The organism is Georgenia sp. Marseille-Q6866 (assembly GCF_965111665.1).
Genome location: NZ_CBCOOR010000004.1, coordinates 116792 through 142419, shown reverse-complemented (window position 1 = coordinate 142419; position 25628 = coordinate 116792). Strand labels below are relative to the sequence as shown.

The following is a 25628-nucleotide window of genomic DNA, read 5'->3' as shown; positions in this document are numbered from 1 at the left end:
GCCAGACTTAGCCATACCCGCTTACGCTGGTCCAATGGTCCAGATGAATGTGCATGAGGCGAAGAGCCAGCTCTCACGCCTCATCGAAGCCGTTCTCGCCGGGCAGCCGGTGACGATCGCACGGGCGGGCAAGCCAGTGGTGGACCTCGTCCCCCACCGGGGGCCCGAGGTGGTCATCGGTGTCGACGGCTGGCGTGACTTCAGTGTTGAGCCCGATGTCTTCGACGGACCGGACGCCGAGGTAGAGAGCCTGTTCTACGGCGACGCGACGTCGTGACCGGCGTCCTGCTCGACACGAATGCCTTGCTGTGGGTGCTCGCCGGCCATGTCGATCTGGGCGAGCGCACTCGGGCTCTGCTGAAGGCGTCGCGGCCGGTGCACTTCTCCGCGGTGTCAGTTCTTGAGATCACCATCAAGCAGATGCTCGGCCGGCTCGACGTGCCAGGGGACCTGTCGGACGGCGCACAGCGGGCCGGGCTCCTGGAGCTCCCCTTCCGCGCTGACCACGCATCCCGGCTGCTCGACTTCCCGAGCTTGAGCAGGCACGACCCGTTCGACCGGATGCTCCTCGCACAGGCTGCCGCCGACCAGCTCCACCTCGTGACGTCGGACCGTCTCCTGCTGAGCCTCGGAGTCGGCTGGGTGGTGGACGCTCGCACGTGAGCGCACGGGCGAGACCTCGCGCCGTGAACGCGACGGAAACCGTGGGCCTCTACGGTGCTGCTGTGCGGATCGGGCCAGGGAACGTGGACGCGGCGGACGTCGCTGCGCTCCTGCGCGAGCACCTCGACGACATGTACGCCACCTCGCCTTCCGAGAGCGTGCACGCGCTGAGCGAGCAGGGCCTCCGCGACCCGGACGTCACCTTCTGCACCGCGCGCGACGACGATGACGGTCTGCTGGGCTGCGGCGCGATCAAGCGGCTTGGTGCCAACGCCGCGGAGCTCAAGTCGATGCGCACTGCCACGGCAGCTCGCGGTCGAGGCGTTGGTTCGGCGATACTGACACACCTCCTCGACGTCGCACGCGAACGCGGCTGCACGACCGTGCACCTCGAGACCGGCTCCATGGACTACTTCGCCGCCGCGCGCCGGCTCTACGCCCGGCACGGCTTCGTCGAGACCGGACCCTTCGGCGACTATGCGCCCGACCCGCTGAGCACGTTCATGGTCCTGCGGCTCAGCACTCCCTGACGGAGGAGCACCGCCCCCTCCCCCAGCGAGCCTCCCGCGGTGGTGCAACCATGGACCGGTGATGCTCTCCCGGCGTGGTGAAGCCGCGCTGGCCGGACTGGCCGCGGGGGCGGTGACGCTCGGCGTCGCCGAGCTCCTGGCCGGCCTGCTCACCCGCCTCACCACGGTGAGCGGCACACCCTCCCCGCTCCTCGCCGTCGCCGACGCCTTCGTCGACCTCACCCCGCCGTGGCTCAAGGACTTCGCGATCGCGGCCTTCGGGACCGCGGACAAGACCGCCCTCTTCGTCGGCATGGGCCTGGTGCTCCTCGCCGTGTGCGCGGGCATCGGTCTGCTCGCCCGGTGGCTGCTCGCGGCGGGGCTCGTCACCTTCGTGCTCGTCGGCATCCTCGGCGTGGCCGCCGTGCTGAGCCGGCCCGGCGCCGCGGTGACGGACGCGCTGCCGACGGTCGCGGGCGTCGTCGTCGGCGTCCTCGTCCTCGCCTGGTTCAACCGCGACATGACGACGACGGCGCAGGTCGAGATGCCGGGCGATCTCACCCGTCGCTCGGTGCTCGTCGGCGGTGGCGCGCTGGCGGTGCTCGGGGTGCTCGGCGTCGTCGCGGGGCGGGTGCTCAGCGGCGCGGGTGAGGCGGTGCGGGCGGCGCGGGACGCGTTCGTCGTGCCGCGCGTCGCCCAACCCGTGACGGTGCCCGCGGCCGCCGACCAGGGCTTGCCCGGGCAGACCACGTACCGCACGCCCAACGACAGCTTCTACCGCATCGACACCGCCCTCGTGGTCCCGCAGGTCGATCCGGGCATGTGGCGCCTGCGGGTGCACGGGCTGGTGGAGCAGAAGGTCGAGATCGACATGGCGGAGCTGCTCGACCAGCCGATGGTCGAGGCGCTCGTGACGCTCGCCTGCGTGTCGAACGGGGTGGGCGGGGACCTCGTCGGCAACGCCGTGTGGACGGGCTGGCCGGTGCGCGAGCTCCTCGCCCGCGCCCGCCCGCTGCCCGAGGCGGACATGGTGCTCTCGACCAGTGCCGACGGCTGGACCGCCGGCACCCCGCTGGAAGTACTCACCGACGACCGCAACGCGCTCCTCGCCGTCGGGATGAACGGCCAGCCGCTGCCGCCGCAGCACGGTTTCCCGGTGCGGATGGTCGTGCCGGGGCTCTACGGGTACGTGTCGGCGACGAAGTGGGTGGTCGACCTCAAGGTGACGCGCTTCGCCGACGACGAGGGCTACTGGACCCCGCGCGGCTGGGCCGAGCGCGGCCCGATCAAAACCGCCTCACGCATCGACGTCCCCCGCGGCGGGCAGATCGATGCCGGCCCGACCGTCATCGCCGGTGTCGCCTGGGCCCAGCACCGCGGCGTCACCGCCGTCGAGGTGCGCGTGGACGACGGCGAGTGGCAGCCCGCCACGCTCGCCGCCGAACCCACGGTCGACTCGTGGCGGATGTGGAAGCTCGACTGGGATGCCGAGCCCGGGGAGCACACCCTGACCGTCCGGGCGACGGACGGGAACGGTGAGGTCCAGACAGCCGACCTCGCCCCGCCCGTCCCCGACGGCTCGAGCGGGTGGCACTCGGTGGAGGTGGAGGTAGCAGGTGACTGATCAGGCCGACGCGGACGCGGCGCTCGCCCGGCTCGAGGCGCTCCAGCGTGGGGTGATGGACGAGATCGTCGAGTTCCGTGCCGGTGACCGGCCAACCGGCGACGCGGCCCATGATCGCACGGTGCGCTGACCCGTTGCGCTGAGCCAGGGCGGGCCGTACCTCGCCGAGCTCCACGCGTGCGTGTCGCACCTCCGGGGTGCTCCGGTCCCGCTACCAGCACCACCACGGCTTCCGAGGCTTCGCGGAGCGCGCTGCGCCGCAGCTGATCCGCTGGGAGTCGCCGCACGGCTGGACGCGATACGGGTTCGGCAGCGTCGCGGAGAAGAAGGACACCCTCGCCACGGTGATGTCCGGCCTGCTCGTGCTCCCCGACCACTGGGTCAGCGTCACCGAGTGCTGCCTCGCCGCGCTCGACGCCGCGGCCAGCGCGGACGAGGTGGCAACCATGCGGCATTGGCGCTCGCGTGCGGCGATCCGCGCCGACCGCGCCGACTCACTCGCGGCCTGGCACCTTCTCCTGACGGAAGGCTGCAGGACAGCGAGGCCGTCGCCCCGCTGGACAGGCTGGCCGGCCATCCCGCCCTGGCGGGGTCGGAGTAGAACCTGCCTCGCCGCCGTTCTCGGCCGGCCGGTGGAGACCTGCTACGAGGAGCAGCCCTACTCGTAGTGAAAGCGAGCCTGGAGGACGACAAGGTCCTCGCCGTCGACGAGGTAGACGAGGCGGTGCTCCTCGGTGATCCGGCGCGACCATGCGCCAGCGAGCAGGTGGCGCAGGGGCTCAGGTTTCCCGATGCCGCCGGTGGGATCGCGCAGACTCTCGTCGATGAGCCGGTTCACCCGCTTGAGGGTGCTGCGGTCGGCCTGCTGCCAGTGGGTGTAGTCGGCCCAGCCGTGAGCGGTGAAGACCAACCTCATTGGCGGTCGAGCTCGTGCTCCGCACGCTCGCCGGCCTGCGCCTGCTGCAGGCTCTCCAGCAGGCGCCGGGCGTTGGCAGGCACCCTGAGCAGATGAGCAGTCTCCTCGAGCGCGTCGTACTCGGCCCGCGAGATCAGTACGGCGTCACCCCGCCGAGAGGTGATCTCGACCGGGGCGCGGTCAGCGTTCACCTGCTCGATGAGCGGGAACAGGTTCTTACGCGCCTCGCTTGCGGTCACGGCCATGGCCGACCTCCCTGACTCGTACTGGTTCTTGTACCAGTATGGGGCGTTCGCCACTACTGCACAATGCTCTGAGCCTTAAGGACCGCGACGAGGAGCGGCCGCCGTCAGAGCTCATGGTCGGCGATGAGCCGGTTGAGCCCCCGCATGTCGACGCCGCAGGCGAGCTCGAGCCGCGAGGGATCGGCACAGAGGTCATCGACGCCGTCGCGCCCCGCGCCACGCTGGACCTCACGGTGCTGACCATGGGCGAGGAGGACGACGACATCGTCTCCGGCGGGCGAACCGGGCCGCGGCCCTCGCTACGCAGGGACCCGGGTGTCGCACCGGCCCGTCCAGCGGCACAATCTCGCCATGGCGAGATCAACGAAGACCGAAGCCGCAGACGTCAGCCCCGAGGCCGCCGGGTTCACCACGACGAAGATCCCGAACAAGGTCTACGAGGCCGAGCTCTACCGCCTGCAGGGTGAGCTCGGGAAGCTCCAGGCATGGGTGAAGGAGACGGGCGCGCGCGTCGTCGTCATCTTCGAGGGTCGCGACGCCGCGGGGAAGGGCGGCACGATCAAGCGCATCACCGAGTACCTGTCCCCGCGCACCGCCCGCATCGCCGCCCTGCCTGCACCGACCGAGCGCGAGCGCGGGCAGTGGTACTTCCAGCGCTACATCCAGCACCTGCCGGCGGCGGGCGAGATCGCCCTGTTCGACCGCTCCTGGTACAACCGCGCAGGCGTCGAGAAGGTCATGGGCTTCTGCACGCCCGAGGAGCACAAGCGCTTCCTGCGCCAGTGCCCGATCTTCGAGCAGATGCTCATCGAGGATGGCATCCACCTGCGCAAGTACTGGTTCTCCGTCTCCGACGACGTCCAGCTCGAGCGCTTCCGCAAACGCCTGCACGACCCGCTGCGCCAGTGGAAGCTCTCCCCCATCGACCTCGAGTCGATCACTCGCTGGGAGGACTTCTCCCGCGCCAAGGACGAGATGATGGTCCACACCGACACGCCGGTCGCGCCCTGGTACCACGTCGCCTCGGACTCCAAGAAGCAGGCGCGGCTCAACATGATCCACCACCTGCTCGCTTCGCTGCCCTACGAAGACGTGCCGCGCGAGGAGAAGGTCACCCTGCCCAAGCGCCCACCCGGCACCGGCTACCAGCGTCCGCCGATCGAGGTCTCCTCCTACGTCCCGGACTGGGCCTCGTCGCTGGTCGACGACCCGGCGCGCAAGTAGCTGCGCCGCCCGCGTCCCCTACGTGCTGTCGGTGTGCTTGATCCGCGCCTTGTTGACCTTCCCGCCGTCGCCCTCACGCAGGTCGACGTGCATGATGTCCTTCGCCGTCTTGTACGTCCCGCCCCACGTGAGCCCGGCGCCCACGAGCGCCATGACCACCCGCTCGTCCAGGTCGAGGAAGCCCTCCTCCGGCGGCTTGTGCTTCTTGAAGTCGCCCTTGTCCTTGAGCTTGGCGTGGTCCTGCTCGATGACTTTGATCCACCCGGCGGCGTCGGCCGGCTCGCCCGCGGCGGCTGTGCGGCCGGTGAGCTTGGCGTCGAGCAGCGGCCGGTTCGCGGCGTCGCGGTAGGAGAAGTACGTCTTGAGCGCGTCGTTGGCCGCCTTGAGAGCGGTGAAGGAGGCCTGCGCGTCACCGAGGTCGGTGAGGACGTCGACGGCGGTGCCGTTGACCAGGGACGTGGCCCGGGCGACGACGTCGGGCGCCGTCTTCCCCTGGTTCCCGAGGAACGGGTTGCCCTTGTAGTTGAGGTCGACCGCCAGGCCGAAGGTGTGCAGGCTCAGGCTCGAGCCGCCGACGGCGTTCTTCGGCCCGCGGAGGTCGCTGGCGGTCCCGTACATGCCGAGGGTCGTGCCCAGGGTCTTCGCGTCGTCACCGCCCGGGTTGATCGCCGCGTCCCCGACGAGCGCGGTCTCCGCCTGGGTGAGCCGGTCCGCAAGGGACTTGTGCACCCGGGCCGGGACACCGAGGAAGCTGCCCTTCTGGATGTCGCCGTACCACCCACTGACAGTGAAGCCGGCGTCGTCGAGGATCTGCTCAACGTCCGTGCGTCGCAGCGCGCGGTTGGCGTTCTCGACCTTCGTCCTGAGGGCCTGGAGGTCGGCCAGCTCGGTCGTCTCCTCCGGGGTGAGGGCGCGCTTCTTCGCCGCCTTCGTCAGCTCCACGATCCGGTCCTGCTGCGTCTTGCCGAACGCCGCCCGGTCCGCGGCACGCTCGGCGGCTGTCTGGGAGGCGAGCAGGGTGGTGTCGTCCGTCGTGAGCGCGTAGTCCGACGCCGCGCCGCTCGCCTTCCACGTCGTCGCCTTGGGCTTGGGCGTGGCCGCGGCGGGCGCGGCGGGCGACGTCGCAGGGTCCTCACGCTGGACGGCCAGCGGCTGGACGGCGGGAACTTTCTTCGCCTTCGCCGCCTTGAGCTCCGGCATGGTCTTCGCGTCCCACGGGAGCGCCTGGGCGCGGTCGCCCGTGGGCGCCGTCGACGCCGTGAGCGCATCGGCCAGCGCCCCCTCCGTCGCCGGACCGGTCTTGGAGATCACCGTCTCGTGCCGCACGCCCGGGACCGCGATGATGCGGAACAGGTCCTCGACCTTGGTCCCCGGGCCGGCCGAGCCCGCGAGGGTCCACGCCGCCGGCACCGCCGCGAGCGCGCGCTTGAGCATCCTGTTCGCGGTGATGTACGGGGTACGGTAGCCGCCCCACTCGGCGAAGTAGCCACGGAACTTCGGGGACTCGTCGACGAGCCGCTGCCCGCCCACGGGGTCGGCCCTGAGGCCGGCAGCCAGCTCCCCCACCTTCCCCACCACCCACGACATCACCGAGACGACCCCTTCGGCGTCGAACATGACGACGACGTCGGAGGGTCGCGTCGGCGCCGTGCCGCTGGCGGGTGGTGTCGCCGCGTCGCGCAGGTCCGCCACCTTCCCCGCCACCTGCGTCGACCCACCTCCGCTGTGGCCCGACACGACGAGCGAGAAGTCGCTCACCCTCGCCAGCTCCGGGACGGCGTCGAGCACGGCGCGGACGTACGGGAAGGTCGGGACCTTGCCGAACTCCGACCGGCCGCGGCCCTGGGCGAGGACGGCGACGGTCTGCGGGCCGGACGCGCCCCGGGCGGCGTTGACCGCGCCGATCTGCTGGGACCAGTGCTCCTGGTCGACGTCGCGGACGGTGCCGAGCGCCCCGTGGGCGGGGTCCTTGGACTTGCCGGAGGCGACGGCGTACCCGGCATGCGGGTCGGTGCCGCCCCGGAAGCCGAAACCGTGGAAGTGCAGCACCACCTGGACGGGCCGGTTCTTGTCGAGGACGTCCGGCATGACGACGACGGCCGTGTTGTCCGGCGACTGCTCGGTCATCCGCCGCTCGGCACTCGGCGTCCTGACGTCGACAACCTCCCCGGTCTTCGCGTCCTTCTTCCGGTGCGTGTACTCGGCCTTGAACCCGCCGGTGATGCCGAACCCGGGAACGGTGACCACGCGCCGCGTCGTCCCGCTTCCGGCGACGTTCTTCACGCCCTGCGGCTGGGTGTAGCCCTTGGGGTCCTGCTTGGGGTCCAGCGGCGCGCGCTGCACCCGCCGCGGTGGTGGGCGGCGCCGTCGGGAACGGGTGAGCAGGCCGACGACGGCGAGGTTCCCGGCCGTGCGCTGCATCGCCAGGATCGTGCGCGGGTCGAGCCGGTCCGTCCGGAACGCGCCGTGGAGCCCCGTCGGCGTGATCTCGCCCGCGGTGCCGCTACCGCGCCGCCGCCCTAGTTTCGTCGACGCGGCACCGGCACCGACCTGGCGCAGACCCTGGGGTCGCACGAGTTCAAGTCTCCACAGACGGGCGTGCCGGGGAAGGCGCGGACGAGCGCACGATCGGGCAGTCGGGTGTGCCCGGTCGTGCGGGCCGCCCGGCCGGCCGCCGACGGCGTGGGCGTGCCACGCTGCTCGTCGAGGGAGAGGCACGCGCATGGAGCCGGCCATGGGACCACCATCCCGACGCGGCCGCACGGCTCGCCGCGACGACGCTCGCGCACGCCCGGGCAGGGTGGAGAGGCCGCTCTCGCGCGCTACGACGACACGGACCGAACCGGGGCGCGCCGTCGACCTGGCCCTCGGCACCCCACGCCCGTCGGCGCGGCTCTCGCCGGCCGAGGCCCTGCGGCTGCAGCGCACCGTCGGGAACCAGCGGGTCCAGCGCCTCCTTCAGCCGGTCGTCCAGCGCACGCCGCTGTCGGACGAGCTTGCCAAGGCGAGCGCCGGCCAGCCGCCGTCGGCGATCTTCGCGCTGGTCGGCGAGAAGAGGTTCAAGGACGGCGCACTCGACAAAGCGGAGCTCGCCGCGCTGACGGCCGTGCTCCAGACCGCCCTGCCGAAATCGGACGACCACTGGATGGCGCTGAAGATCCTCAGCGGCCAGCTCGGCATGTCCGGCGGCGTCACCAAGGCCGAGGCGCCGAAGCTTGCCAAGGACATCCCGCCGCAGCCGGTCGTCGTCCACTTCGTCAAGGGCAGGAGCGCCGAGCGGGCCCTGGTCATCGCGGGCGTCCACGGCAGCGAGCGGCAAGGCATCGAGGTGGCGCAGGCGCTGCTCGCCACCCTGCAGAAGCAGCAGCCGCACTACTCCGTGGTGGTGGTCCCCTCGCTCTTCCCGCAGCACGCGGACCCGGCGTGGGGCGAGGAGGGCGCCCGTCAACGGGGTACGCAGACCAACCGCAACTTCCCGAGCCTGGACGCGACGGTGGGCTCCTACTCGGGCGGCAAGGCGCTGGACCCGTCCGGGAAGGAGCTCACGGCGGCGCCGGCCCCCACGGCGACGGCGAGCGGCGGTGACGGGCCGGTGCAGGTGTCCCCGATCCTCGCCGAGAACGTCATGCTCATGGAGCTCATCGACCGCTTCCACCCGTCGCGGATCATCAGCATCCACGGCACCAAGGACACCTCGGCGTCGGGCGTCTTCGCCGATCCGCACTTCACCAGCCCGGCCGAGCAGAAGGAGATGAAGGTCCTGGCCGAGTTCGCCGCATCGGTGGCGGCCCTGGGCGGGATGACGGCGGCCGGACAGCGGGTCCTGATGAAGCAGATGATCAAGGCCCTGACCCAGGCGTCCGAGAAGGCGGACAGCGCGCGCACCCAGAACGACATCGACCTCGCCCTCGCGACGGCCTACGCCATCCATGGCCAGGCGACGGGAGCCTCGCTCAAGGGGCGCTCGTTCACGGGCAAGGCCACGCTTGTCAAGAAGAAGCGGACCTCGCCGTCGGTTACCGGCAACAAGCTCTACAAGGGTGCCGGCAAGGAGACCGCCACCTGGCGGGAGGACATGGGAGCCGGCGGCAAGCCCAAGCCGTGGAAGGACCGGGCCAACAAGAAGGGAGTCTCCCTCGGGCTGTACGGGCCGGCGAAGGACATCAGCGTGTTCACGGTCGAGCCGCCGGTCAACCGCGCCCTGGACCAGTACGACGGGACGAAGGCCGAGCCGGGTGGTTCCGTCGTCTCCAAGGCGGACCGGGAGAGCGAGCTCAAGGCCTACGCCGACGCCGTCGCCCTCGTCCTGCTCGGACCGGACCCCGGGGCCACCGCCCTGGCAGCCCAACGGCCCGCACCGAAGCCGTAGGCCACCGCCCGTCCCCGCGCTCGCCGCCCGACCCTGCCCGTGCTGGGCTGGGCCCATGTGGTTCGACACCTGGTCCGACATCGTTCGCATCCTCGCCGTCGGCGCCGCGGCGTACGTGACGCTGATTCTCGTGCTGCGCCTCACCGGCAAGCGGACACTGTCCAAGCTCAACGCCTTCGACCTCATCGTCTCCGTCGCGCTCGGTTCGACCCTCGCCACGATCCTGCTCAGCTCCGACGTCAGCTGGGCCGAGGGCTTCACCGCCTTCGCCCTGCTCGCCGTGCTCCAGCTGGTCATCACCTGGACCTCCACCCGCGCGCCGAGCACCCGCTCCGTCATCACGGCGAAGCCCACCCTGCTCCTGCGCGACGGCCAGCCGCTGGAGAAGGCCCTGCACGAGGAGCGCGTGACCATGGGCGAGCTTCGTCAGGCGGTACGTGCCTCGGGCAGCGGCGACCTCGCCGACGTGGGCGCCGTCGTCCTCGAGAGCGACGGCTCGCTCAGCGTCATCCCGGCGGACAAGATGGGGGCCGGCAACGCGCTCGACGGCGTCGAGCGCCCCAGCCGCGCCTGAGCATCGCCAGGGCGGGTCACAGATGACCTGCTTACGTGCTCGTGTGGCTAGCGATGGTGCCGCTCGGGCTCGCGATGCTCGGCGTCGGTCTCACCGCCCACAGCCTCTACCAGGTGGTCCTCGGCAGCTGACGGCTCCCCCGCCCGGGCATCCTCGTGCAGCCGCCTGCGGTGGCTTCGAGACCTCAGTGCACGACGGCGACCGATGAGTTCCGCCGTCGCAGGTGGTCTCCACCTGCATGGCTACCTCACTGTTCGAGAACAGCACCGCGTTCGCCGGCTTCTCCGTGGACGACGCCGCCCGTGCGGCGTCCTTCTACCGCGACACTCTCGGACTGTCGGTCGAGGAGGCCCGCCAGGAGGGCGTCCTCTTCATCGACCTGCCGGGCGGCTCCCGGGTGCTCGCCTACGCCAAGCCCACCCACGAGCCCGCGACGTTCACCGTGCTCAACTTCGCCGTGCCCGACGTCGAGGCCGCCGTGGCCGAGCTCAAGGAACGCGGCGTCACGTTCGAGCACTACGCGGGGACGCCGATGGAGACGGACGAGCAGGGCATCTTCCGCGGCGGCGGTCCGCTCATCGCCTGGTTCACCGACCCCGCGGGAAACGTCCTCTCGGTCCTCGAGGACTCCTGACGCCGCAGCGGCGGGCCGGGCTGAGCCGGGTCGCCGCTGCGGTCCTCGACCGCGCACACGCGCCGTCGGCGACGCATCGAGAGTGACGGCTCGCTCGGCGTCGTCACTGCGGAGAGGATGGACGCCGCGCCCGCGTCCCCCTCCGGAGGAGTTCTCGATGACCTCGCAGCCCGACCACATCTCCGTCCGCGGCGCCCGCGTCCACAACCTCAAGGACGTCGACGTCGACATCCCCCTGCGTGAGCTCGTCGCCATCGCGGGGGTGTCGGGCTCCGGCAAGTCCTCCCTCGCGCTCGGCGTCCTCTACGCGGAGGGCTCGCGCCGGTACGTCGAGGCCCTGTCCACCTACACGCGGCGCCGGATGGCCCACGCCCCGCGCGCCGCCGTCGACTCCGTCGAGCACGTCCCCGCTGCCCTCGCGCTGCGCCAGCGCCCCGGCGTGCCCGGGGTCCGCTCGACCTTCGGCACCTCCACCGAGCTCCTCAACGTCATCCGGCTGATGTTCTCCCGGCTCGCCAGCCACGTGTGCCCCAACGGCCACCGCGTCCCGCCCACCATCGACGTCGCCGCCGAGGTCCCCTTCGCCTGCCAGGAGTGCGGCGCAGACGTCCAGGCCCCGGGCGCCGAGCAGCTCGCCTTCAACTCCGAGGGCGCCTGCCCCACGTGCACCGGCACCGGCGTGGTCCGCGACGTCGACGACGCCGCCCTCGTCCCCGACGAGTCCAAGACCATCGACGACGGCGCCGTCGTGCCCTGGCAGATGTTCAACTTCAAGGTCCAGCCGGCCATCATCCGCGAGTTCGGCGTCCGCACCGACGTCCCCTTCCGCGACCTCGAGGACTGGGAACGGGAGATCGTGTTCAACGGGCCGGAGGAGAAGAAGCACATCACCTTCGCCACGAAGAAGAACGTGCACGACCTCAACTTCACCTTCCGCAACGCGCGCCTCACGGTCACGGAGGAGCTCAAGCGCGCCACCGATGAGAAGCGCCTCAACCGCGTGGCCCGCTTCCTCATCGAGGGCACCTGCCGCACCTGCGACGGCACCCGCCTCAGCGACCGCGCCCGCCTCCCCCGCATCGGCGAGCTCGGCCTGGCCGACGTCACCGCCATGACGCTCGACGACGTCGTCGCCTGGGCGCCGACCGTCACCGCCACCCTCCCGGCCAACATGCACGAGATGTCCGAGGGCCTCGTCGAGACGCTCCAGCGCATGGCCCGCCGCCTCGTCGAGCTGGGCCTGGGCTACCTCACCCTCGACCGCGCCGGCTCCACGCTGTCCACCGGCGAGCGCCAGCGCGTCCAGCTCGCCCGCGCCGTGCGCAACCGCACCACCGGCGTCCTCTACGTCCTCGACGAGCCCTCCATCGGCCTGCACCCCTCGAACGTCGACGGCCTCATCGGCGTCATGCGCGACCTCCTCGCCGACGGCAACTCCGTCGTCTTCGTCGACCACGACGTCCAGATTTTGCGCGAGGCGTCCTGGCTCGTCGAGATCGGTCCCGGCTCGGGCACCGGCGGCGGCCACGTCATCGCCCAGGGCACCGCCGCGGACCTCGCCGGGAGCCCCGACTCCCTGCTCAGCGGCTTCCTCACCGGCGAGGAGCCCGTCGTCGTGCGCGAGCGGGCCGGGGAGGCGGAGATGTTCGACGCCGGCCGCCTCCGCCTCACCACCGACGCGATCCACACCGTCCACCCCCTCGAGGTCGATGTCCCGCGCGGCCGGCTCGTCGCCGTCACCGGCGTCTCCGGTTCCGGCAAGACCACCCTCGTCCTCGAGTCCCTCGTCCCGGCCCTGCTCGCCATCGCAGGCGACGACGGCGCACCCCGGCTCCCCCGGCACGTGCGGTCCGTGGAGGCTCAAGGGATCAGGCGGGTCCACACCGTCGACGCGACGCCGATCGGCATCAACGTCCGCTCGACGGTCGCCACGTACTCCGGCGTCTACGACGACCTGCGCAAGGCCTACGCCGCCACCGAGGAGGCGAAGCGCCGCGGCCTCACCGCCTCGGACTTCTCCTACAACACCGGCTCGCTGGCCTGCCCGCGCTGCGAGGGCACCGGCCAGGTGACCCTCGACGTCCAGTTCCTGCCCGACGTCGACGTCCCCTGCCCCGACTGCAACGGCTCGCGCTACGCCCCCGGGGCGAGCGAGATCCGCCGCGACGGCCTCGCCCTGCCCGAGCTGCTCGGGTACACGGTCGACGAGGCGATCGACGCCGTCGGCGACATCGCCAAGGTGCGTCGCCGCCTGCAGGCCCTCGCGGACCTCGGCCTGGGCTACCTCACCCTGGGCGAGGACACCCCGGCTCTGTCCGGCGGCGAGGCGCAGCGGCTCAAGCTCGCCACCCAGCTCCACCGTGACCAGTCCGACGCCGTCTTCGTCCTCGATGAGCCGAGCGTCGGCCTCCACCCGCTCGACGTCCGCACCCTGCTCCACGTCCTCCAGCGCCTTGCCGACCGGGGCGCGACCGTCATCGTCATCGAGCACGACCTCGACCTCGTTGCCAACGCCGACTACGTCATCGACATGGGCCCCGGCGGCGGGGAGGCCGGCGGCCGAATCGTCGCGGTCGGGACACCGGATCAGATCGCCGAGGACGCCCACAGCGTCACCGGGCAGTTCCTCTCTGCTCACCTGCCCACGGCGAGGCGCTGAGGGCGCGTCGCGTCGATCCTGCCCTCGGGCCACGGCCGAGGTCGCTAAGCCGTCACCGTCCCGCAGGCTCTTCGGCGATGACGCCGGGAAGGTCACCGAACCTGGCCACGGCGCCACGGCTGAGCACAACGCGTCCAGTCTGGGCAGCGTGGGCGGCGATGACCAGGTCGTGAACTCCCCGGACACTGCCCGACCGTCGAGTGTGGGCCATCAACCGTGCGTGGTGGGCCGCCGTCACCTCGGTGTAGTCGAGCACCTCGATCGTCTCGGTGATGAGCGCCAGCGCACGGGACCGTGCCGCGGCCCGCACGACCGAGTCGGCGAGCTCGATGCCGGTGCGGTACTCCGCCACCGTGATGGCGGCGATCGCCAGCTCATCGTCGTCCAGTGCTGCCTGATCCAGCCGCCCTCGCTCGTAGTCGATGAGGACGTTGGTGTCGAGGATCAGACGTCTCGCCACGGGTCGGCCACCTCCTGGGCCAGGCTGCCCACCGCCCCGGCAATATCCGCAGCGAACCCGTCGTCGGGAGCGTCGGTCTGGATGAGCGCTTCACGCAGGTCGCGACCCGTGCGGCGACGAGCCGGGCGGATCTCGGCGACCGGGCGGTTGCCGCGGGTCACCGTCACCGCCTCCCCCGCCTCGATCGCATCGAGCAGCTCGGAGAACCGGCGCGACGCCTCGGTGGCCGTGACAGTGCGCATGACAGGAAGGCTATCTGATTATCAGACCCCGCGGACGAGCCTCTTCAGGAACGTCCCACCCCTCCGCTGGCCGGGCGCCGGCTACGCCTCGGCCGGATCGATCCTCCGAGGCACTGTCCCGGTCTCCCCGTCGTGGTCCCCCTGCACCCATGAGATGTGCCGCTGCGCGGACCACTCGACCGCGTCGCGGGCACCGGTCTCGATCGGGTTGGCGAAGTTGCCGACGATCCGGTCGAACTCGAAGGACGCCAATCGGTCGGCGATGTGGCGCACCACCGCCGCGGACAGCGGCAGCCGGTTGGGGTAGCTCCGGAGGAACCCCACCGACCTGCGGTCGGGGTTGGGATACACCGTGTCACCGCTGAGGACGACGCCCCGGCCGCCGGCGCCGTCGGCCCAGTGGGCGATCGCGCTGCCCGGGAAGTGGCCGCCCACGCGGTGGAGGCTGAGGCCTGGTCCGAGCTGCCGGGACTCCTCGTAGAGCTCGATCCGGTCCGAGCGGCGACCAACCCACTGCTCGTCGGCCGCGCAGACGAGGACCGGCGCGTCGAGCGCCTCACCCCAGGCCACCTGGACGCCGAACATGTGCGGGTGGCTGGCCGCGACCGCCAGCACCGGGCCGCGGGTGAGGATGCGCTCGACCGTCACGTCGTCGAGGTAGCCGGTCGGGTCCCAGAGCAGGGAGCCGGCGGGAGTCGTCACCAGCTGTGCGGTCTGGCCGATCCCCAGGGACAGCTCGGTGCCGATCTCCACCCGGTTCGGCTCGGCTTCCGACCAGCTGAGGCGCTGGCCGTCGGCTCGCAGGGCGGCCAGGCTGGTCCACTGCTGCCCGTCGTCGGGCACCGACCACTCGCGTTCGTCGGCGCAGATCGGGCACACCTCGGGTGGCGGCGTCGTGTACTCGACGGCGCACGTGGCGCAGATGGCGAACATCATTCCTCCTCTGGTCCGCAGAGCCACCACGACACCAGAACGGGCGCGGTCCGCAAGGCGAGCACCCAGCCGCTGAGCCGCGCATAGGCGGTGCCGGCCTGCGCTCGGCACCGCCGTCCCGCAGGATGGGCACCATGGTCCTGCAGGAGGAGAGGTACCCATGAGCGAGACCATCACCGGAGTCCTCGCTGTGCTGCTGGGCCTCCTGCTGTGCTTCCGCGGCAGCGGTGCGCTGCGGATCCTGCTCGCGGTCTGGGGCGCCTTCATCGGCTTCGGCGTGGGCGCCGTCGTCGTCGCCGGGCTGACCGGTCAGGAGTACCTGGGCACCGTCGTCGGCTGGGCCGGGGCGATCCTCGGGGCACTGGCGTTCGCGGCGCTCGCCTACCTGTTCTACGCCGTCGCCGTGATCCTCGGGTTCGGGGCGATGGGCTTCGTCCTGGGCCAGACGGTCGCCGCCGCCGTCGGCGCCGACGAACCGGGGGTGATCACCACGGTCGGACTCGTCGTTGGTGTGGTGCTCGCGCTGCTCGCGATCGCCACCAACCTGCCCGAGCTCGTGCTCATCATCGTCAGCGCGTTCGCCGGCGCGAGCATCACCGTCGCCGGCGTCATGGTGCTGCTGGGGATGCTCGACGTCGAGTCCCTCGTCGGCGCAGAGGTCTCCCTCGCCGACCACCCGGCCTGGTACGTCGGCCACCTGGTGCTCGCCGTCGCCGGCATCCTCGTCCAGCTGAGCCGCTCCCGACGGCGCAGCCCGGGCACCGTCCGCGAGTCCTGGGCGGCGCCGAGCCGGTGACCTGCGAGCCGCTCGCCGTCCGCCTGCCCTACCGGACGTCCTCGTCCAACCACTCCCGGAAGGTGATCCGCCCCCGCGGCCCGGCCTCGGTGGGCAGCAGCGACCCGTCCATCATCGCCCGCCCAGCACCACCCGGCACGCGGACCGGCAGCACCCGACGACGCAACCCCCGCGCCGCCGTCACCTCCCGAGCGAGGTCGGCGAACTCGAGCACCTGCGGCCCCGCGAGGTCGGCGGCCCGCCGCTGCGGCTCCCCGACGGCGATCTCCACGAGGTGGGCCGCCACCTCTGAGGCCGCCACCGGCTGCATCCGCATCCGCGGAACCACGGCCACCGGCCCGGGCACACGAGCCAGCGACTGGTCGACGAACTCGTGGAACTGGGTCGCGCGCAGCACCGTCGCGGGCAGCGGCCCAGCCAGGACCACCTGTTCCTGCCGCAGCTTCGCGCGGTAGTACCCGAGCGGGGACCGGTCGACGCCCACGATCGACAGGAGCACGTGGTGCCCCACCCCCGCGCGCCTGCCGGCGGCGAGAAGGTTCTCGCTCGCGCGGACGAAGAACCGCTGGGCGGACCTCCGGGACAGCGTGGTCACGTTGCTGACGTCGACGACGGCACCCACCCCGTCGAGCACGCCGTCCAGTCCCGCGCCGGTCGTCAGGTCCACGCCACGCGAGCGGGCGATCACCACGGGCTCGTGCCCCGCAACGGACACCGCCTCGACGACGTGCCTGCCGACCACGCCGGTCCCACCGGCCACAGCGATCCTCATGGCCAGATCGAAGCACACGACCACCCGGCGGGAGCAGCCTTCCCACTCCTCCCCCACCCCAGTAACGTGGCGAGATGACCACGGAGAGCACGAACCAGCCCAGCACGTCGCCCGCCGACCGCGCCCGCACCCTGTCCGCCCTGCACGCGGCGCCCGAGATCCTGCGGGTGGTGAACGTGTGGGACGTCGTCTCGGCGAAGGCGATCCTCGCCCTGCCCGAGACCAGGGCCATCGCGACGGCCGGCCACTCGATCGCCGCCACCTTCGGCTACCCGGACGGCACCATCCCCTTCGACCTCACCCTCGACATGGTCGGCCGGATCGTCGCGGCAGCCGGCGACGTCCCCGTCACCGCCGACCTCGACGACGGCTACGAGGACACCGGCGAGACCACCCGCCGCGCCATCGGCGTCGGCATCGTCGGCGCCAACATGGAGGACCGCCTGCGCCCGCTCGCCGAGTCCGCGGCGCGCGTCGCGGCCGTCGTCGCCGCCGGCGAGGCCGAGGGCGTCCCCTTCTCCCTCAACGCCCGCACCGACGCGATCGTGCGCGGCGGCGACCGTCCGATGGAGGAGTCCGTCGCCGACGCCATCGAGCGCGGCCGCGCCTACCTCGACGCCGGCGCCGACATCGTCTTCGTCCCCGGCGTCCTCGACGCCGACGTCACCCGCCAGCTCGTCGAGGGCATCGGCGAGCGCAAGGTCAGCGTCATCGGCCTGCCCGGCGCGCTCACCGCCGCCGAGTACGAGGCCCTCGGCGTCGCCCGCATCTCCTACGGCCCCACCACCCAGCGCGTCGCCCTCACCGCGCTGCAGGACGTCGCCAAGAGCCTCTACGCCGACGGCGTCATCCCGGAGTCCACCCGCGCGCTCAACTGAGCTCACCGGACCGGGTCCGACGGCGGCAGATGAGTTCCGCCGTCGGGCCCGGTCGACACCACCATGGGCAAACTCCTGTACGTCCCCATCTGCTCGCTCGACGGCTTCGTCTCCGACCCCGACGGCGACCACGACTGGGCGGAACCGTCACCGGACGTCTTCGAGTTCCTCAACGAGCTCCAGGAGCGCATCAGCGTCGAGCTCTACGGGCGGCGGACCTACGAGGTGATGTCGGTGTGGGAGACCGATCCCTCCCTCGCCGAGTCCGGCGAGCACGAGGGTGACTTCGCCGAGTGGTGGCAGCGCACCGAGAAGGTCGTCTACTCGACGACGCTGACGGAGGTCACCACCTCGCGCACCCGGCTCGAGCCGCGCTTCGCCCCGGAGGCCGTGCGCCGCCTCAAGGCAGAGTCACCGGGTGACCTCAGCGTCTTCGGCCCCACGCTCGCCGCGCAGGCCTTTGCCGCCGGGCTGGTCGACGAGCTGCACCTGGTCCTCAGCCCCATGACCATCGGCGGTGGCCTGCGTGCCCTCCCCTCCCAGCGGCTGCAGCTCTCACTGCTCGAGAACCGCCGCTTCACGGACGGCACCGTCCACCTGCGCTACGCCGTCGGATCCTGACGACCGAGCGCCGCGCGGGCGCGGGCGCGCCCGTGCCCTGACCCGCTGCCCCAAGGGGAAGCGACGTCCGCCCGATGGCCTGTCGCACCACACCCCGGCCGGCCGGCCCCTCCCCCATAGGCTCGACGGCACCGCCGGTCCCGAGACGATGCGCGCGCGGAGCAGCACGCCCGACGGAGGCTGACCACATGGACGACACCGCGGACTGTCCCCGCTGGCAGCTCCACCTGCTCGACCGCTGGCAGCTGCTCGCCCCCGACGAGGGCCCGGTCGACGTCCCCCAGCGCGAGCAGCGCCTGCTCAGCCTGCTCGCGGTGCGCGGGCCGCGGCGGCGGGACTACCTCGCCGGGGTGCTGTGGCCGGAGAGCGACGAGGCGCGCGCACGAGCGAACCTGCGCGGTGCGCTGTGGTGGCTCCACCACCGCGTGGGCAGCGTCGTCACCGACGGCGCGGGGTGCCTCGTGCTGGGACCGGCCGTCGACGTCGACCTCCACGGGCTGCGCACGTACCTGGGACCGCGCGTCGGGACCGTCCCCGTGAGCCCGGCCGTCGTCGACGCGCTGAGCTTCGACGACCTCCTTCCCGGCTGGGCCGAGCCGTGGGTCCTGGAGGAGCGCCACCTCCTCCACCAGCTCCGCCTCCAGGCGCTGGAGGCCAGCGTGGACCTCGCCCTCGGTGCCGGGGACACCGCCACCGCGCTGCTCGCCGCGACACGGGCGGTGGGCCTGGACCCGTTCCGCGAGAGCGCCCGGCGTGCGCTCGTCCGGGTCCACGTCCAGGAGGGCAACTACGCCGACGCCGTCGCCGTCTACGACACCTTCGCCGACCTGCTCCACCGTGAGCTCGGTATCCGGGTCTCCGACGAGCTGCAGCGCCTCGTCCGGCCGCTCCTGTGGTCGGCCGTCTCCCCCGACTGACGGACCGGGAACGCCGCAGTAACGGTGGGGCAACGGTGCTCGCCCTACGGTGCGCCTACCGGTCCGGTGCCGGTGCCGCGCCGTGGGGCGCGGGTCCAGCTGACGGAGGAGGAGCGACGATGCGGATCGACGTCGAGATCGCTGTCGAGCATCGCAGCCAAGGACAGCAGGCGGGCAGTGCGCCCGCACTTCGCGAGGCATTCCTCCCGCTACCAGGAGCGAGCTCCTGCTGCGGGTCGGGGTGCTGCTGCAGCAGCAGCTGCTGCTGCTCGTGGTGACTGACAGCCCCAGGAGGAGACGATGAGAACCGCACTGCGCGGCAGCTTGATCATGTGCAACGTCCCGACGACGAACTCCCAGGCGGCGCGCCGGTTCTACGGCACGCTCCTCGGCGACGACTCGTTCGCCCGGGGCCTGAACGACGAGGTGGAGTCCTACTTCATGCCGATCTCCGAGGACGGCATCGACCTAACCATCACCCAGCGCTACGACGACTCCGAGCGCCTCACCTGCTACTTCGCGGTGGAGGACCTCAAGGGCACCCTCGAGGAGCTGCGGGGGCTCGACGGCCGCGTCGTCGTCGAGCCGCAGCCGGTGAAGATCGCCGAGAAGGCCCGCCGCTTCTACCAGGAGCTCGGGCGCCGCGAGGGCATCGAGGTGGGTGACGACGTCGGCACGATGGCCGTCATCCTCGACCCCGACGGCAACCACGTCGGGCTCATGCAGCTCGCGCCGATCGCGGAGAAGCACTTCCGCGTCGGCAAGTACCAGAACCCCATCACCGACGATCAGTCGAAGGAGCATGAGGAGGCCGTGTCCGTCGGCAAGGACGCGACCTGATCGCCATGCCACCCCTCGACGGGTCGGCCGACCCGACCGCCCTCACCGCCGCCGTCTTCACCAACGGCTTCCGGCCGCTGCAGGCGGCGGCGCGGGCGACCGGCCACCTCACCCACCCCTTCCGCCACGACGCGCTGGCGTTCGGCGCGGGCGGGCCGCGGTCGGCGGAGACCTTCCTCGTCGCCTCGCGCCTGCGCCGCCGTGACGCGGAGTTCGAGGCGTCGGTCGGCCTGTTCCTCAGCGAGGTGGGCAGCGGCATCGGAGCCCTCGTCGACGAGACCGTGGACGACGACGGCGGCACCCCCCTCCCGCCGGCCGGTCCCCTGCCGATGGCCCTCGGCACGGCGCTGGCGGACCGCCGCAGTGTCCGCGCGTTCACCGGTGAGCCGATCCGGCTCCGCGACCTCGCGGCCCTCGCCCACGCCGCGGCGGGGACGACGTCGCCGGACCCGCACCGTCCGTTCCGCACCACCGCGAGCGCCGGCGCGCTCTTCCCGGTCCGGCTCGACGTCGTCGTCCTGCGCGTCACCGGTGTGCCGCGCGGCGTCTACACCTACGACTCCCGCCGCCACGCGCTCATGCCCCGCGGCGACGGTGACGCCGTCGACGGGGTGCTCGGCTCGATGGCCGTCTCGACCGAGCTCCTCATGTGGGACCGGGCCGCCGTGCTCTGCCTGCTGGTCGCGCGGCCGTGGCGGAGCATGCGCAAGTACGGGGCACGCGGCATGCGGCACGTGCTGCTCGAGGCCGGGGCGATGGCCGCGCACCTCGACCTCGCGGCGACCGCCATCGGCCTCGGCAGCGTCCCGTGCTCGTCGGTCTACGACGACGAGGCGCACGAGGCCCTCGGGATGGACGGCGTCAACGAGGCGATCGTCCACGTCGTCGTCATCGGAGCGAAGGAGTGACCCGTGGCCACCCGCCCGCGCATCAAGCCGCACTTCACGGCCGTGCCGCACAGCCCCGACGTCGTCGAGCTGCGGCACGGCGGGTGGAGCGCTGAGTCCTACACGCTCTCCGACTCCTCCGGAGCGGGTGCGCTCGCACGGCTCATCGGGCTGCTGGACGGCTCACGGACGGTCGCCGAGCTCGCCCGGGAGGCCGCCGTCTCCCGACGGGACGTCGACGGGCTGCTCGACCACCTCACCGACCTCGGCGCCCTCGAGGACGGGCCGACGACGGCGCTGGACTCCTACGTCGCGCGCGCGGCCCCGGCGCTGCTGCCCTTCGGCGGCGGACCGGCCACGGAGGTGAGCGAGCCGGTCGTCCTCGGCTCGTCCTCGCTCGCCGGCCGCGTGGCCGACCTGCTCGCAGAGAGCCTCGCCGTGGCGGGCACGCGCGTGCGCACGGAGGACGACGGCGCGCTCCTCGCCCTGGCGGCACGGCCCGGGACGACGAACGACCCCTTCGCCCTCGCCGAGGCGGCGGAGGCCTTTGCGGGCTGGCGCGACCACCTCGTCGTCGCCCCGCAGGAGTCGGTCCGGCCGCACGTCGCCGTCGTCCTCAACCGGCTCGCGATGCACTGCGGGTTCACCTGGCTGCACGCCGTCGTCGACGGCCCGTCGCTCGTCGTCGGGCCCCTGACGGTGCCGCACCGCTCGGCCTGCTACGAGTGCTTCGAGGCGCGGGTGGCGATGAACCTGCGGGAGAGCGCGAGCTACCTGCGGTACAAGACGGCGCTTGCGCAGGGGCGTGCCGCGGGCGCCGTGCCGGAGGTGGAGCCGGTGCTCGGCGCGATGCTCGCCGCCCACACCGCCGCGGAGGCCCTCAACATGCTCCTCACCGGCACGACCTTCACCGTGGGCAAGGCGCTGAGCATCTACCTGCCGACGATGGAGCTCACCTACAACGAGGTGCTGCGGCTGCCCGGGTGCCCGGCGTGCGGGCCGGAGCCCTACGCGCGGGACGAGGAGCTGTTCTTCGACGTCCGCGCGGTCCTCGACGGCGCGTGAGAGGAGGCGGGCGGCGATGAGCACGGAGACACGGACGGTGGCCGACGTCGACGACGGCGCGGCCGGCCCGGCGCTGGACGTCCAGGTCACCGGGACCGGCGTGCTCACGCCCTCGACCCGCCGGCTGCTGTCGCGGATGGTCGGGCCGCTGACCGGGCTGGCGCAGCAGATCGGCTTCGTGCTGCCGGGGCGGCTGGACCCCCGGCTCGTCATCGCGGGCGGGGAGATGACCGGCGTCCACGTCCTGCGCGGCACCGAGCCCCCGGCGGCCGGGGCCTACCACATCGGTGGATCCGGGCCGTCGGTGACGGAGTCGGTGGTCAAGACGCTCGGCGAGACCGTGGAGCGGTACTCGCACGTGATGAGCCAGGTCGCCCCGCGCCACGAGAGCCGCGTCGCGTCGCTCGCGGACATGCGCGCGTCCGGTCACCGGGTGCTCGTCCCGCCCGACGGGTGGTTCACCGACGAGATGCTCGCCCGGGAGGGCTTCCCCTTCCGGAGGCTCGACCCCGCCGAGCCGGTCACCTGGCTGCGCTGCCGCTCGCTCGTCGACGGCGGGCAGCGGTGGATGCTCGCCCAGGAGGCCTCCCCCGGGTACCACGGCTTCCCCGGCGAGCCGCACGTCGTGAGCGGGGTGAGCACCGGCAGCGCCGCCCACACGACGACGGCCGCCGCCCTGCTCAACTGCCTGCTCGAGCTCGTCCAGATCGATGCTGCGATGGGGCACTGGTACGGCGGCGGGCGCGCCTACCGGCTCGTCGGCGGTGCCCGGACGGCGTCCGCCCGGCGGCGGATCGCGGAGGTGCTGCCGGCGGGCGCCGAGCAGCCGACGTTCGTCCTGCTCCCGAGCGCGGACCTGCCGGGCTTCGCCGTCGCGTGCCTCGTCACCTCCCCGCATGCCCCGCGGGTGGCGGTGGGACTGGGCTGCGACCTCACGCTCGCGGGTGCCGTCACCAAGGCCTTCCTCGAGGGCGCGGCGGTCGCGCAGCTGGCGAAGGTGCTGCTGTTCCGGCGCTCAGTCGAGGGCGACGCCGCCCGCGCCGAGGGCCTGTACGACCTCGACGAGAACGTCGCGCTCTACGCCTCGGGTCCGCTGGCCGAGCGGGTGGTCGAGCGGTTCACCGCGGGCCCCGAGGTGACCGACGAGGACCTCCCGCCCGACGGCCCGAGCGACCCCGCGGCGGGCGCAGCGCGGATCGTCGAGGCGTTCCGCGGCACCGGCAAGGACCTCCTCCTGCTCGACCTCACGACCGTCGACATCCGCGACCTCGGCATGGTCGCCATGCGCACCTGGTCCCCCGACGTCCTCACCCTGTCCCTGCCGAGCGCCCCACCCGCGCACCACCCGCGCTTCGCCGCCTACGGCGGGTGCACGGGGAGGAGGCTCCCCATCCGTACCCCTGAGACCGTCGCGTACGCCACCGCCGTGGTCTGGGTGCTCGGCCCCGCGACGGCGACGGTGGCCGGGACGCTGCTCGGCCTCCTCCCCGCCCCGGGCCTCTGAGCTTCCTCCGACTCCACGCCGGTCTCCTGCTCGCCGTGCTGGTGGTCGGGACTGGGGTGGCGGGCATCGGCGCCCCGGGACGTGCGAGTTCTTCGGACGCCGACGGCGGTGGCTGGCTAGGCCTCGGCCGCGCCGCCGCGCTGGGCGACGGCGGCTTGCTCGACCTCGGCGGCCTGCCGTGGCCACTGGCGCTCGTCGCGTTCATCGCCGTCGGCGGACTCGGCGGACTGGCCGCCATCTGGGCGTATGACCGCATCGTGCGCGTGATCCGCGCACGGGCCTCGCAGGTCAGCCGGCCGCTCTTCTCGCGCGTGGCGCGCCAGAGTCGGCCGGCAGCTGTCGAAGCTCCTCGGCCAGTGACCGTCACCGGCCACCTCGTCGCCTGCGCCGTCCTCGAGGAGCTCGTCTTCCGCGGCCTGCTCGTGGGGGCCGCCCTGGCCGTCGGCGGCGTCGGTGGCGCGGCGGCCCTGGTCGCGGTCACCGTCCTCTTCGCGCTCTCCCACGCTGAGCTCGGGCCCGGCCAGCCGCTGGCGTTCCTCCCGCTGTCCGTCATCGCCCTGGCCCTGGTGCTGCTGACCGGCTCCGTGCTGCCCGCCGTCACGGCGCACGTCGTCGTCAACGTCCGGGCAGGCGTCGCCGCCGGCCGGCAGACCGGGTCGCGCGTCCCGGCCGGGGGGTGGGCGCGGTGACCGCCGTCGTCGTGTGCGCCGTCGTCGTGGTGTTCTACGCGGTGGTGTACCGCCACGTCGTCGGCCGGTTCGGGGCGCTCGCCCGCCGGGTCGCGCAGGCCGCGTCGCTCACCGAGCGGCACAGCGAGAAGGACGTCGACGACGCCCTCAAGCTCGCCGGCGCCGCGCTCGCGCAGCTCGTGCTCGCCGTCGTCCTCTGGCTCCTCGTCGGCCCCTCCGCCGGCCCGCTCGTCAGCGGCTGGTCCCCCGCGCTGCTGGCCCTGGCGGCGCTGCTCGGGATCGGCTCGCTCGGCCTGTCCGCGGTGCTGGTCCGCGCGGTCGTGGGCGTGACGCGCGGCTCCGCCGAGACGTGGCTCGCCTCCGGCGGCGGCGGGTGGGTGCGGCAGTTCCGGGCGGTCGGGCGGGTGGCGAGCCCGGGCGTCGCGGTCGTCACCGTCGTCGCCTACGTCGCCGGGGAGGAGGTCGTGTTCCGCGTCGTCCTGCTGCACGTCCTCGAGGGCTGGGGCCCCGCGGTGGCCGTCACCGTCGCGACCGCCCTCTTCGTCGGGGTCCAGGCGGTGGGGATGCCCAGCCTGAGCGCCGCGTTCTTCCCGATGGTGGGAGCCGCGGTGGTGGGAGCCGTGCACGGCCTGCTGTACCTCGCGGTCCCCGCCCTCGTCCCGCTCGTCGTCGCGCACGCCGTCTTCCTCCTCGGCGCGACCGCACCACGGGTGCCGGCCCCGACGGGCGCCGTCCGGTGAGCACGCCCTTGAGGGCCGCGCGCCCCGCGAAGGCCGTCACCGACGACCCGTGGGCGTGGGCAGCGGCGGAGTGGGAGACCTTCCAGGCGGCGTACGTGCCCGAGCGGGCGACCCAGCTCACCGTCGCGCTCGACGCGGTCCGCGGCATCCTCGGACGGGACCCGCGCAGCGTTCTCGACCTCGGGACCGGGACCGGCTCCTTCGCCCGCGCCGCACGGGCACGCTTCCCCGGCTGCACGGTCACCGGCCTGGACGTCGACCCCTTCCTCCTCGAGCTCGGACGGCGCGCGTACCCGGGCGACGGCGTCCGCCGCGTCGTCGGGGACCTCCGCCACCCCGGGTGGCTGGGCGCCGTCCCGGGGGACGGGGCCACCGCCGTCGACGCCGTCGTCACGGCCACGACGACCCACTGGCTCTCCCCAGACGTCCTGGCCCGCGTGTACGCGGAGGTGCGGACCGTGCTGCCCCGCGGCGGGGTGATCGCCAACGTCGACACGGTGCCGCCCGGCACCGCGGACTCCGCGGTCGGCCGGCACGCCCTCGCCCGCACCCTCCGCCACCACCCCTCGGCGGGGTCCGGTGCGCCGACCTGGCCGGAGTTCTGGCGACGCGTCGAGGCGGTCCCCGAGTTCGCGCCGCTCCTCGCCGCCCGCGCCACCGCCCTCGGCCCGCGTCAGCCTCGCGTCTTCGTGCGAGAGGTAGAGAACACCGCTGCGCTCACGGCCGCGGGCTTCCGGGACGTCGGCACGGTGTGGCGCAGTGACGCGTCCGCCGTCGTCGTCGCCGTCGCCTGACCGGCCGGGCGGGGTGCGGGCGGCACGATCCCGCGGGGAAGCCGCCGTGGTGCGCGCCGCGAGCCGGTGGCCC

At 72.8% G+C, this 25628-nt stretch carries 29 protein-coding genes; 22 read left to right on the top strand and 7 right to left on the bottom strand.

Features of this window, described 5'->3' with window-relative positions:
• Window positions 1-34: 34 nt before the first annotated feature.
• The 6 genes from ACWPXV_RS05200 (at window position 35) to ACWPXV_RS05175 (ending at window position 3464) form a co-directional block, all read left to right on the top strand.
• Entirely contained in the window at window positions 35-277 is a 243-nt protein-coding gene (locus ACWPXV_RS05200; protein ID WP_454084233.1) for a type II toxin-antitoxin system Phd/YefM family antitoxin, read from the top strand.
• Window positions 274-663 carry a type II toxin-antitoxin system VapC family toxin gene (locus ACWPXV_RS05195; RefSeq protein ID WP_454084232.1) on the top strand — a complete coding sequence of 130 codons (390 nt, stop codon included), beginning with the start codon at window positions 274-276 and terminating at the stop codon, window positions 661-663. Before ACWPXV_RS05200 ends, ACWPXV_RS05195 begins: the two co-directional genes overlap by 4 nt.
• Window positions 664-725: 62 nt before the next feature.
• A complete protein-coding gene (locus ACWPXV_RS05190; RefSeq protein WP_454084338.1) occupies window positions 726-1193 on the top strand; it encodes a GNAT family N-acetyltransferase in 468 nt (155 codons plus the stop codon).
• Between the two features lie 61 nt (window positions 1194-1254).
• Window positions 1255-2796, top strand: a complete 1542-nt coding sequence (locus ACWPXV_RS05185; RefSeq protein WP_454084231.1) for a molybdopterin-dependent oxidoreductase — start codon at window positions 1255-1257, stop codon at window positions 2794-2796.
• Window positions 2789-2926 carry a hypothetical protein gene (locus tag ACWPXV_RS05180; RefSeq protein WP_454084230.1) on the top strand — a complete coding sequence of 46 codons (138 nt, stop codon included), beginning with the start codon at window positions 2789-2791 and terminating at the stop codon, window positions 2924-2926. The genes ACWPXV_RS05185 and ACWPXV_RS05180 overlap by 8 nt, the downstream gene beginning before the upstream one ends.
• 67 nt (window positions 2927-2993) lie before the next feature.
• On the top strand, window positions 2994-3464 hold the full coding sequence (locus ACWPXV_RS05175; RefSeq protein ID WP_454084229.1) for a hypothetical protein: 471 nt from the start codon (window positions 2994-2996) through the stop codon (window positions 3462-3464).
• Here the strand turns inward: ACWPXV_RS05175 and ACWPXV_RS05170 are convergent.
• Window positions 3455-3712, bottom strand: a complete 258-nt coding sequence (locus ACWPXV_RS05170) for a Txe/YoeB family addiction module toxin (protein ID WP_454084228.1) — start codon at window positions 3710-3712, stop codon at window positions 3455-3457. The genes ACWPXV_RS05175 and ACWPXV_RS05170 overlap by 10 nt on opposite strands.
• Complete coding sequence (locus ACWPXV_RS05165) at window positions 3709-3957, bottom strand: type II toxin-antitoxin system Phd/YefM family antitoxin (protein ID WP_454084227.1); 249 nt, start codon at window positions 3955-3957, stop codon at window positions 3709-3711. Before ACWPXV_RS05165 ends, ACWPXV_RS05170 begins: the two co-directional genes overlap by 4 nt.
• A 351-nt stretch (window positions 3958-4308) precedes the next feature.
• Here ACWPXV_RS05165 and ppk2 point away from each other — a divergent pair, with 351 nt between their 5' ends.
• Window positions 4309-5181: a polyphosphate kinase 2 gene (gene ppk2 / locus ACWPXV_RS05160; protein WP_454084226.1), complete on the top strand. Its 873-nt coding sequence runs from the start codon at window positions 4309-4311 to the stop codon at window positions 5179-5181.
• 18 nt (window positions 5182-5199) lie between these two features.
• Here the strand turns inward: ppk2 and ACWPXV_RS05155 are convergent, their stop codons facing one another.
• The gene (locus ACWPXV_RS05155; protein ID WP_454084225.1) at window positions 5200-7755 is read right to left on the bottom strand and encodes a hypothetical protein; all 2556 of its coding nucleotides are present in this window, start codon (window positions 7753-7755) and stop codon (window positions 5200-5202) included.
• A 160-nt stretch (window positions 7756-7915) separates the two neighbouring features.
• On the opposite strand from ACWPXV_RS05155, the gene ACWPXV_RS05150 reads away from it, so the two are divergent.
• The 4 genes from ACWPXV_RS05150 (at window position 7916) to ACWPXV_RS05135 (ending at window position 13417) form a co-directional block, all read left to right on the top strand.
• Window positions 7916-9550, top strand: coding sequence for a hypothetical protein (locus ACWPXV_RS05150; protein ID WP_454084224.1), 1635 nt, complete (start codon window positions 7916-7918; stop codon window positions 9548-9550).
• A gap of 55 nt (window positions 9551-9605) precedes the next feature.
• Window positions 9606-10124 (top strand): DUF421 domain-containing protein, encoded by a 519-nt coding sequence (locus ACWPXV_RS05145; protein ID WP_454084223.1) that lies wholly within the window; start codon window positions 9606-9608, stop codon window positions 10122-10124.
• Between the two features lie 250 nt (window positions 10125-10374).
• The gene (locus tag ACWPXV_RS05140; RefSeq protein WP_454084337.1) at window positions 10375-10758 is read left to right on the top strand and encodes a VOC family protein; all 384 of its coding nucleotides are present in this window, start codon (window positions 10375-10377) and stop codon (window positions 10756-10758) included.
• 157 nt (window positions 10759-10915) lie between these two features.
• A complete protein-coding gene (locus ACWPXV_RS05135) occupies window positions 10916-13417 on the top strand; it encodes an AAA family ATPase (RefSeq protein ID WP_454084222.1) in 2502 nt (833 codons plus the stop codon).
• Window positions 13418-13469: 52 nt separating this feature from the next.
• Here the strand turns inward: ACWPXV_RS05135 and ACWPXV_RS05130 are convergent, their stop codons facing one another.
• From ACWPXV_RS05130 to ACWPXV_RS05120, 3 genes are all read right to left on the bottom strand, one after another.
• Window positions 13470-13877 carry a PIN domain-containing protein gene (locus tag ACWPXV_RS05130; RefSeq protein ID WP_454084221.1) on the bottom strand — a complete coding sequence of 136 codons (408 nt, stop codon included), beginning with the start codon at window positions 13875-13877 and terminating at the stop codon, window positions 13470-13472.
• Window positions 13862-14119: a type II toxin-antitoxin system Phd/YefM family antitoxin gene (locus ACWPXV_RS05125; protein ID WP_454084220.1), complete on the bottom strand. Its 258-nt coding sequence runs from the start codon at window positions 14117-14119 to the stop codon at window positions 13862-13864. The genes ACWPXV_RS05130 and ACWPXV_RS05125 overlap by 16 nt, the downstream gene beginning before the upstream one ends.
• Window positions 14120-14200: 81 nt before the next feature.
• Window positions 14201-15055, bottom strand: coding sequence for a hydrolase (locus tag ACWPXV_RS05120; protein ID WP_454084219.1), 855 nt, complete (start codon window positions 15053-15055; stop codon window positions 14201-14203).
• A gap of 157 nt (window positions 15056-15212) precedes the next feature.
• On the opposite strand from ACWPXV_RS05120, the gene ACWPXV_RS05115 reads away from it, so the two are divergent.
• Window positions 15213-15848 carry a DUF4203 domain-containing protein gene (locus ACWPXV_RS05115; protein ID WP_454084218.1) on the top strand — a complete coding sequence of 212 codons (636 nt, stop codon included), beginning with the start codon at window positions 15213-15215 and terminating at the stop codon, window positions 15846-15848.
• A 28-nt stretch (window positions 15849-15876) separates the two neighbouring features.
• Here ACWPXV_RS05115 and ACWPXV_RS05110 read toward each other — a convergent pair whose 3' ends face one another.
• The gene (locus ACWPXV_RS05110; protein WP_454084217.1) at window positions 15877-16620 is read right to left on the bottom strand and encodes an SDR family oxidoreductase; all 744 of its coding nucleotides are present in this window, start codon (window positions 16618-16620) and stop codon (window positions 15877-15879) included.
• A 74-nt stretch (window positions 16621-16694) separates the two neighbouring features.
• On the opposite strand from ACWPXV_RS05110, the gene ACWPXV_RS05105 reads away from it, so the two are divergent.
• The 10 genes from ACWPXV_RS05105 (at window position 16695) to ACWPXV_RS05060 (ending at window position 25555) form a co-directional block, all read left to right on the top strand.
• Window positions 16695-17498 carry an isocitrate lyase/PEP mutase family protein gene (locus tag ACWPXV_RS05105; RefSeq protein WP_454084216.1) on the top strand — a complete coding sequence of 268 codons (804 nt, stop codon included), beginning with the start codon at window positions 16695-16697 and terminating at the stop codon, window positions 17496-17498.
• A 63-nt stretch (window positions 17499-17561) separates the two neighbouring features.
• Window positions 17562-18119 (top strand): dihydrofolate reductase family protein, encoded by a 558-nt coding sequence (locus ACWPXV_RS05100; protein WP_454084215.1) that lies wholly within the window; start codon window positions 17562-17564, stop codon window positions 18117-18119.
• A gap of 188 nt (window positions 18120-18307) precedes the next feature.
• Window positions 18308-19036 (top strand): AfsR/SARP family transcriptional regulator, encoded by a 729-nt coding sequence (locus tag ACWPXV_RS05095; protein ID WP_454084214.1) that lies wholly within the window; start codon window positions 18308-18310, stop codon window positions 19034-19036.
• A 300-nt stretch (window positions 19037-19336) separates the two neighbouring features.
• A complete protein-coding gene (locus tag ACWPXV_RS05090; protein WP_454084213.1) occupies window positions 19337-19876 on the top strand; it encodes a VOC family protein in 540 nt (179 codons plus the stop codon).
• Between the two features lie 5 nt (window positions 19877-19881).
• Complete coding sequence (locus tag ACWPXV_RS05085) at window positions 19882-20784, top strand: SagB/ThcOx family dehydrogenase (protein WP_454084212.1); 903 nt, start codon at window positions 19882-19884, stop codon at window positions 20782-20784.
• Window positions 20785-20787: 3 nt separating this feature from the next.
• A complete protein-coding gene (locus ACWPXV_RS05080) occupies window positions 20788-21828 on the top strand; it encodes a TOMM precursor leader peptide-binding protein (RefSeq protein ID WP_454084211.1) in 1041 nt (346 codons plus the stop codon).
• 16 nt (window positions 21829-21844) lie between these two features.
• Window positions 21845-23332, top strand: a complete 1488-nt coding sequence (locus tag ACWPXV_RS05075) for a YcaO-like family protein (protein ID WP_454084210.1) — start codon at window positions 21845-21847, stop codon at window positions 23330-23332.
• A 35-nt stretch (window positions 23333-23367) separates the two neighbouring features.
• Window positions 23368-24021 carry a CPBP family intramembrane glutamic endopeptidase gene (locus ACWPXV_RS05070; RefSeq protein ID WP_454084209.1) on the top strand — a complete coding sequence of 218 codons (654 nt, stop codon included), beginning with the start codon at window positions 23368-23370 and terminating at the stop codon, window positions 24019-24021.
• On the top strand, window positions 24018-24761 hold the full coding sequence (locus ACWPXV_RS05065; protein WP_454084208.1) for a CPBP family intramembrane glutamic endopeptidase: 744 nt from the start codon (window positions 24018-24020) through the stop codon (window positions 24759-24761). Before ACWPXV_RS05070 ends, ACWPXV_RS05065 begins: the two co-directional genes overlap by 4 nt.
• The gene (locus tag ACWPXV_RS05060) at window positions 24758-25555 is read left to right on the top strand and encodes a class I SAM-dependent methyltransferase (RefSeq protein ID WP_454084207.1); all 798 of its coding nucleotides are present in this window, start codon (window positions 24758-24760) and stop codon (window positions 25553-25555) included. The genes ACWPXV_RS05065 and ACWPXV_RS05060 overlap by 4 nt, the downstream gene beginning before the upstream one ends.
• Window positions 25556-25628: the final 73 nt, after the last annotated feature.

What these genes read in the sequence shown, in the direction of transcription:
- ACWPXV_RS05200 (WP_454084233.1), top strand. Translation starts at nt 35, where the DNA reads ATGGTCCAGATGAATGTGCATGAGGCGAAGAGCCAGCTCTCACGCCTC.
- ACWPXV_RS05185 (WP_454084231.1), top strand. Translation starts at nt 1,255, where the DNA reads ATGCTCTCCCGGCGTGGTGAAGCCGCGCTGGCCGGACTGGCCGCGGGG.
- ACWPXV_RS05170 (WP_454084228.1), bottom strand. Translation starts at nt 3,712, where the DNA reads ATGAGGTTGGTCTTCACCGCTCACGGCTGGGCCGACTACACCCACTGG.
- ACWPXV_RS05165 (WP_454084227.1), bottom strand. Translation starts at nt 3,957, where the DNA reads ATGGCCGTGACCGCAAGCGAGGCGCGTAAGAACCTGTTCCCGCTCATC.
- ppk2 (WP_454084226.1), top strand. Translation starts at nt 4,309, where the DNA reads ATGGCGAGATCAACGAAGACCGAAGCCGCAGACGTCAGCCCCGAGGCC.
- ACWPXV_RS05150 (WP_454084224.1), top strand. Translation starts at nt 7,916, where the DNA reads ATGGGACCACCATCCCGACGCGGCCGCACGGCTCGCCGCGACGACGCT.
- ACWPXV_RS05145 (WP_454084223.1), top strand. Translation starts at nt 9,606, where the DNA reads ATGTGGTTCGACACCTGGTCCGACATCGTTCGCATCCTCGCCGTCGGC.
- ACWPXV_RS05135 (WP_454084222.1), top strand. Translation starts at nt 10,916, where the DNA reads ATGACCTCGCAGCCCGACCACATCTCCGTCCGCGGCGCCCGCGTCCAC.
- ACWPXV_RS05125 (WP_454084220.1), bottom strand. Translation starts at nt 14,119, where the DNA reads ATGCGCACTGTCACGGCCACCGAGGCGTCGCGCCGGTTCTCCGAGCTG.
- ACWPXV_RS05120 (WP_454084219.1), bottom strand. Translation starts at nt 15,055, where the DNA reads ATGATGTTCGCCATCTGCGCCACGTGCGCCGTCGAGTACACGACGCCG.
- ACWPXV_RS05115 (WP_454084218.1), top strand. Translation starts at nt 15,213, where the DNA reads ATGAGCGAGACCATCACCGGAGTCCTCGCTGTGCTGCTGGGCCTCCTG.
- ACWPXV_RS05110 (WP_454084217.1), bottom strand. Translation starts at nt 16,620, where the DNA reads ATGAGGATCGCTGTGGCCGGTGGGACCGGCGTGGTCGGCAGGCACGTC.
- ACWPXV_RS05105 (WP_454084216.1), top strand. Translation starts at nt 16,695, where the DNA reads ATGACCACGGAGAGCACGAACCAGCCCAGCACGTCGCCCGCCGACCGC.
- ACWPXV_RS05100 (WP_454084215.1), top strand. Translation starts at nt 17,562, where the DNA reads ATGGGCAAACTCCTGTACGTCCCCATCTGCTCGCTCGACGGCTTCGTC.
- ACWPXV_RS05095 (WP_454084214.1), top strand. Translation starts at nt 18,308, where the DNA reads ATGGACGACACCGCGGACTGTCCCCGCTGGCAGCTCCACCTGCTCGAC.
- ACWPXV_RS05090 (WP_454084213.1), top strand. Translation starts at nt 19,337, where the DNA reads ATGAGAACCGCACTGCGCGGCAGCTTGATCATGTGCAACGTCCCGACG.
- ACWPXV_RS05085 (WP_454084212.1), top strand. Translation starts at nt 19,882, where the DNA reads ATGCCACCCCTCGACGGGTCGGCCGACCCGACCGCCCTCACCGCCGCC.
- ACWPXV_RS05075 (WP_454084210.1), top strand. Translation starts at nt 21,845, where the DNA reads ATGAGCACGGAGACACGGACGGTGGCCGACGTCGACGACGGCGCGGCC.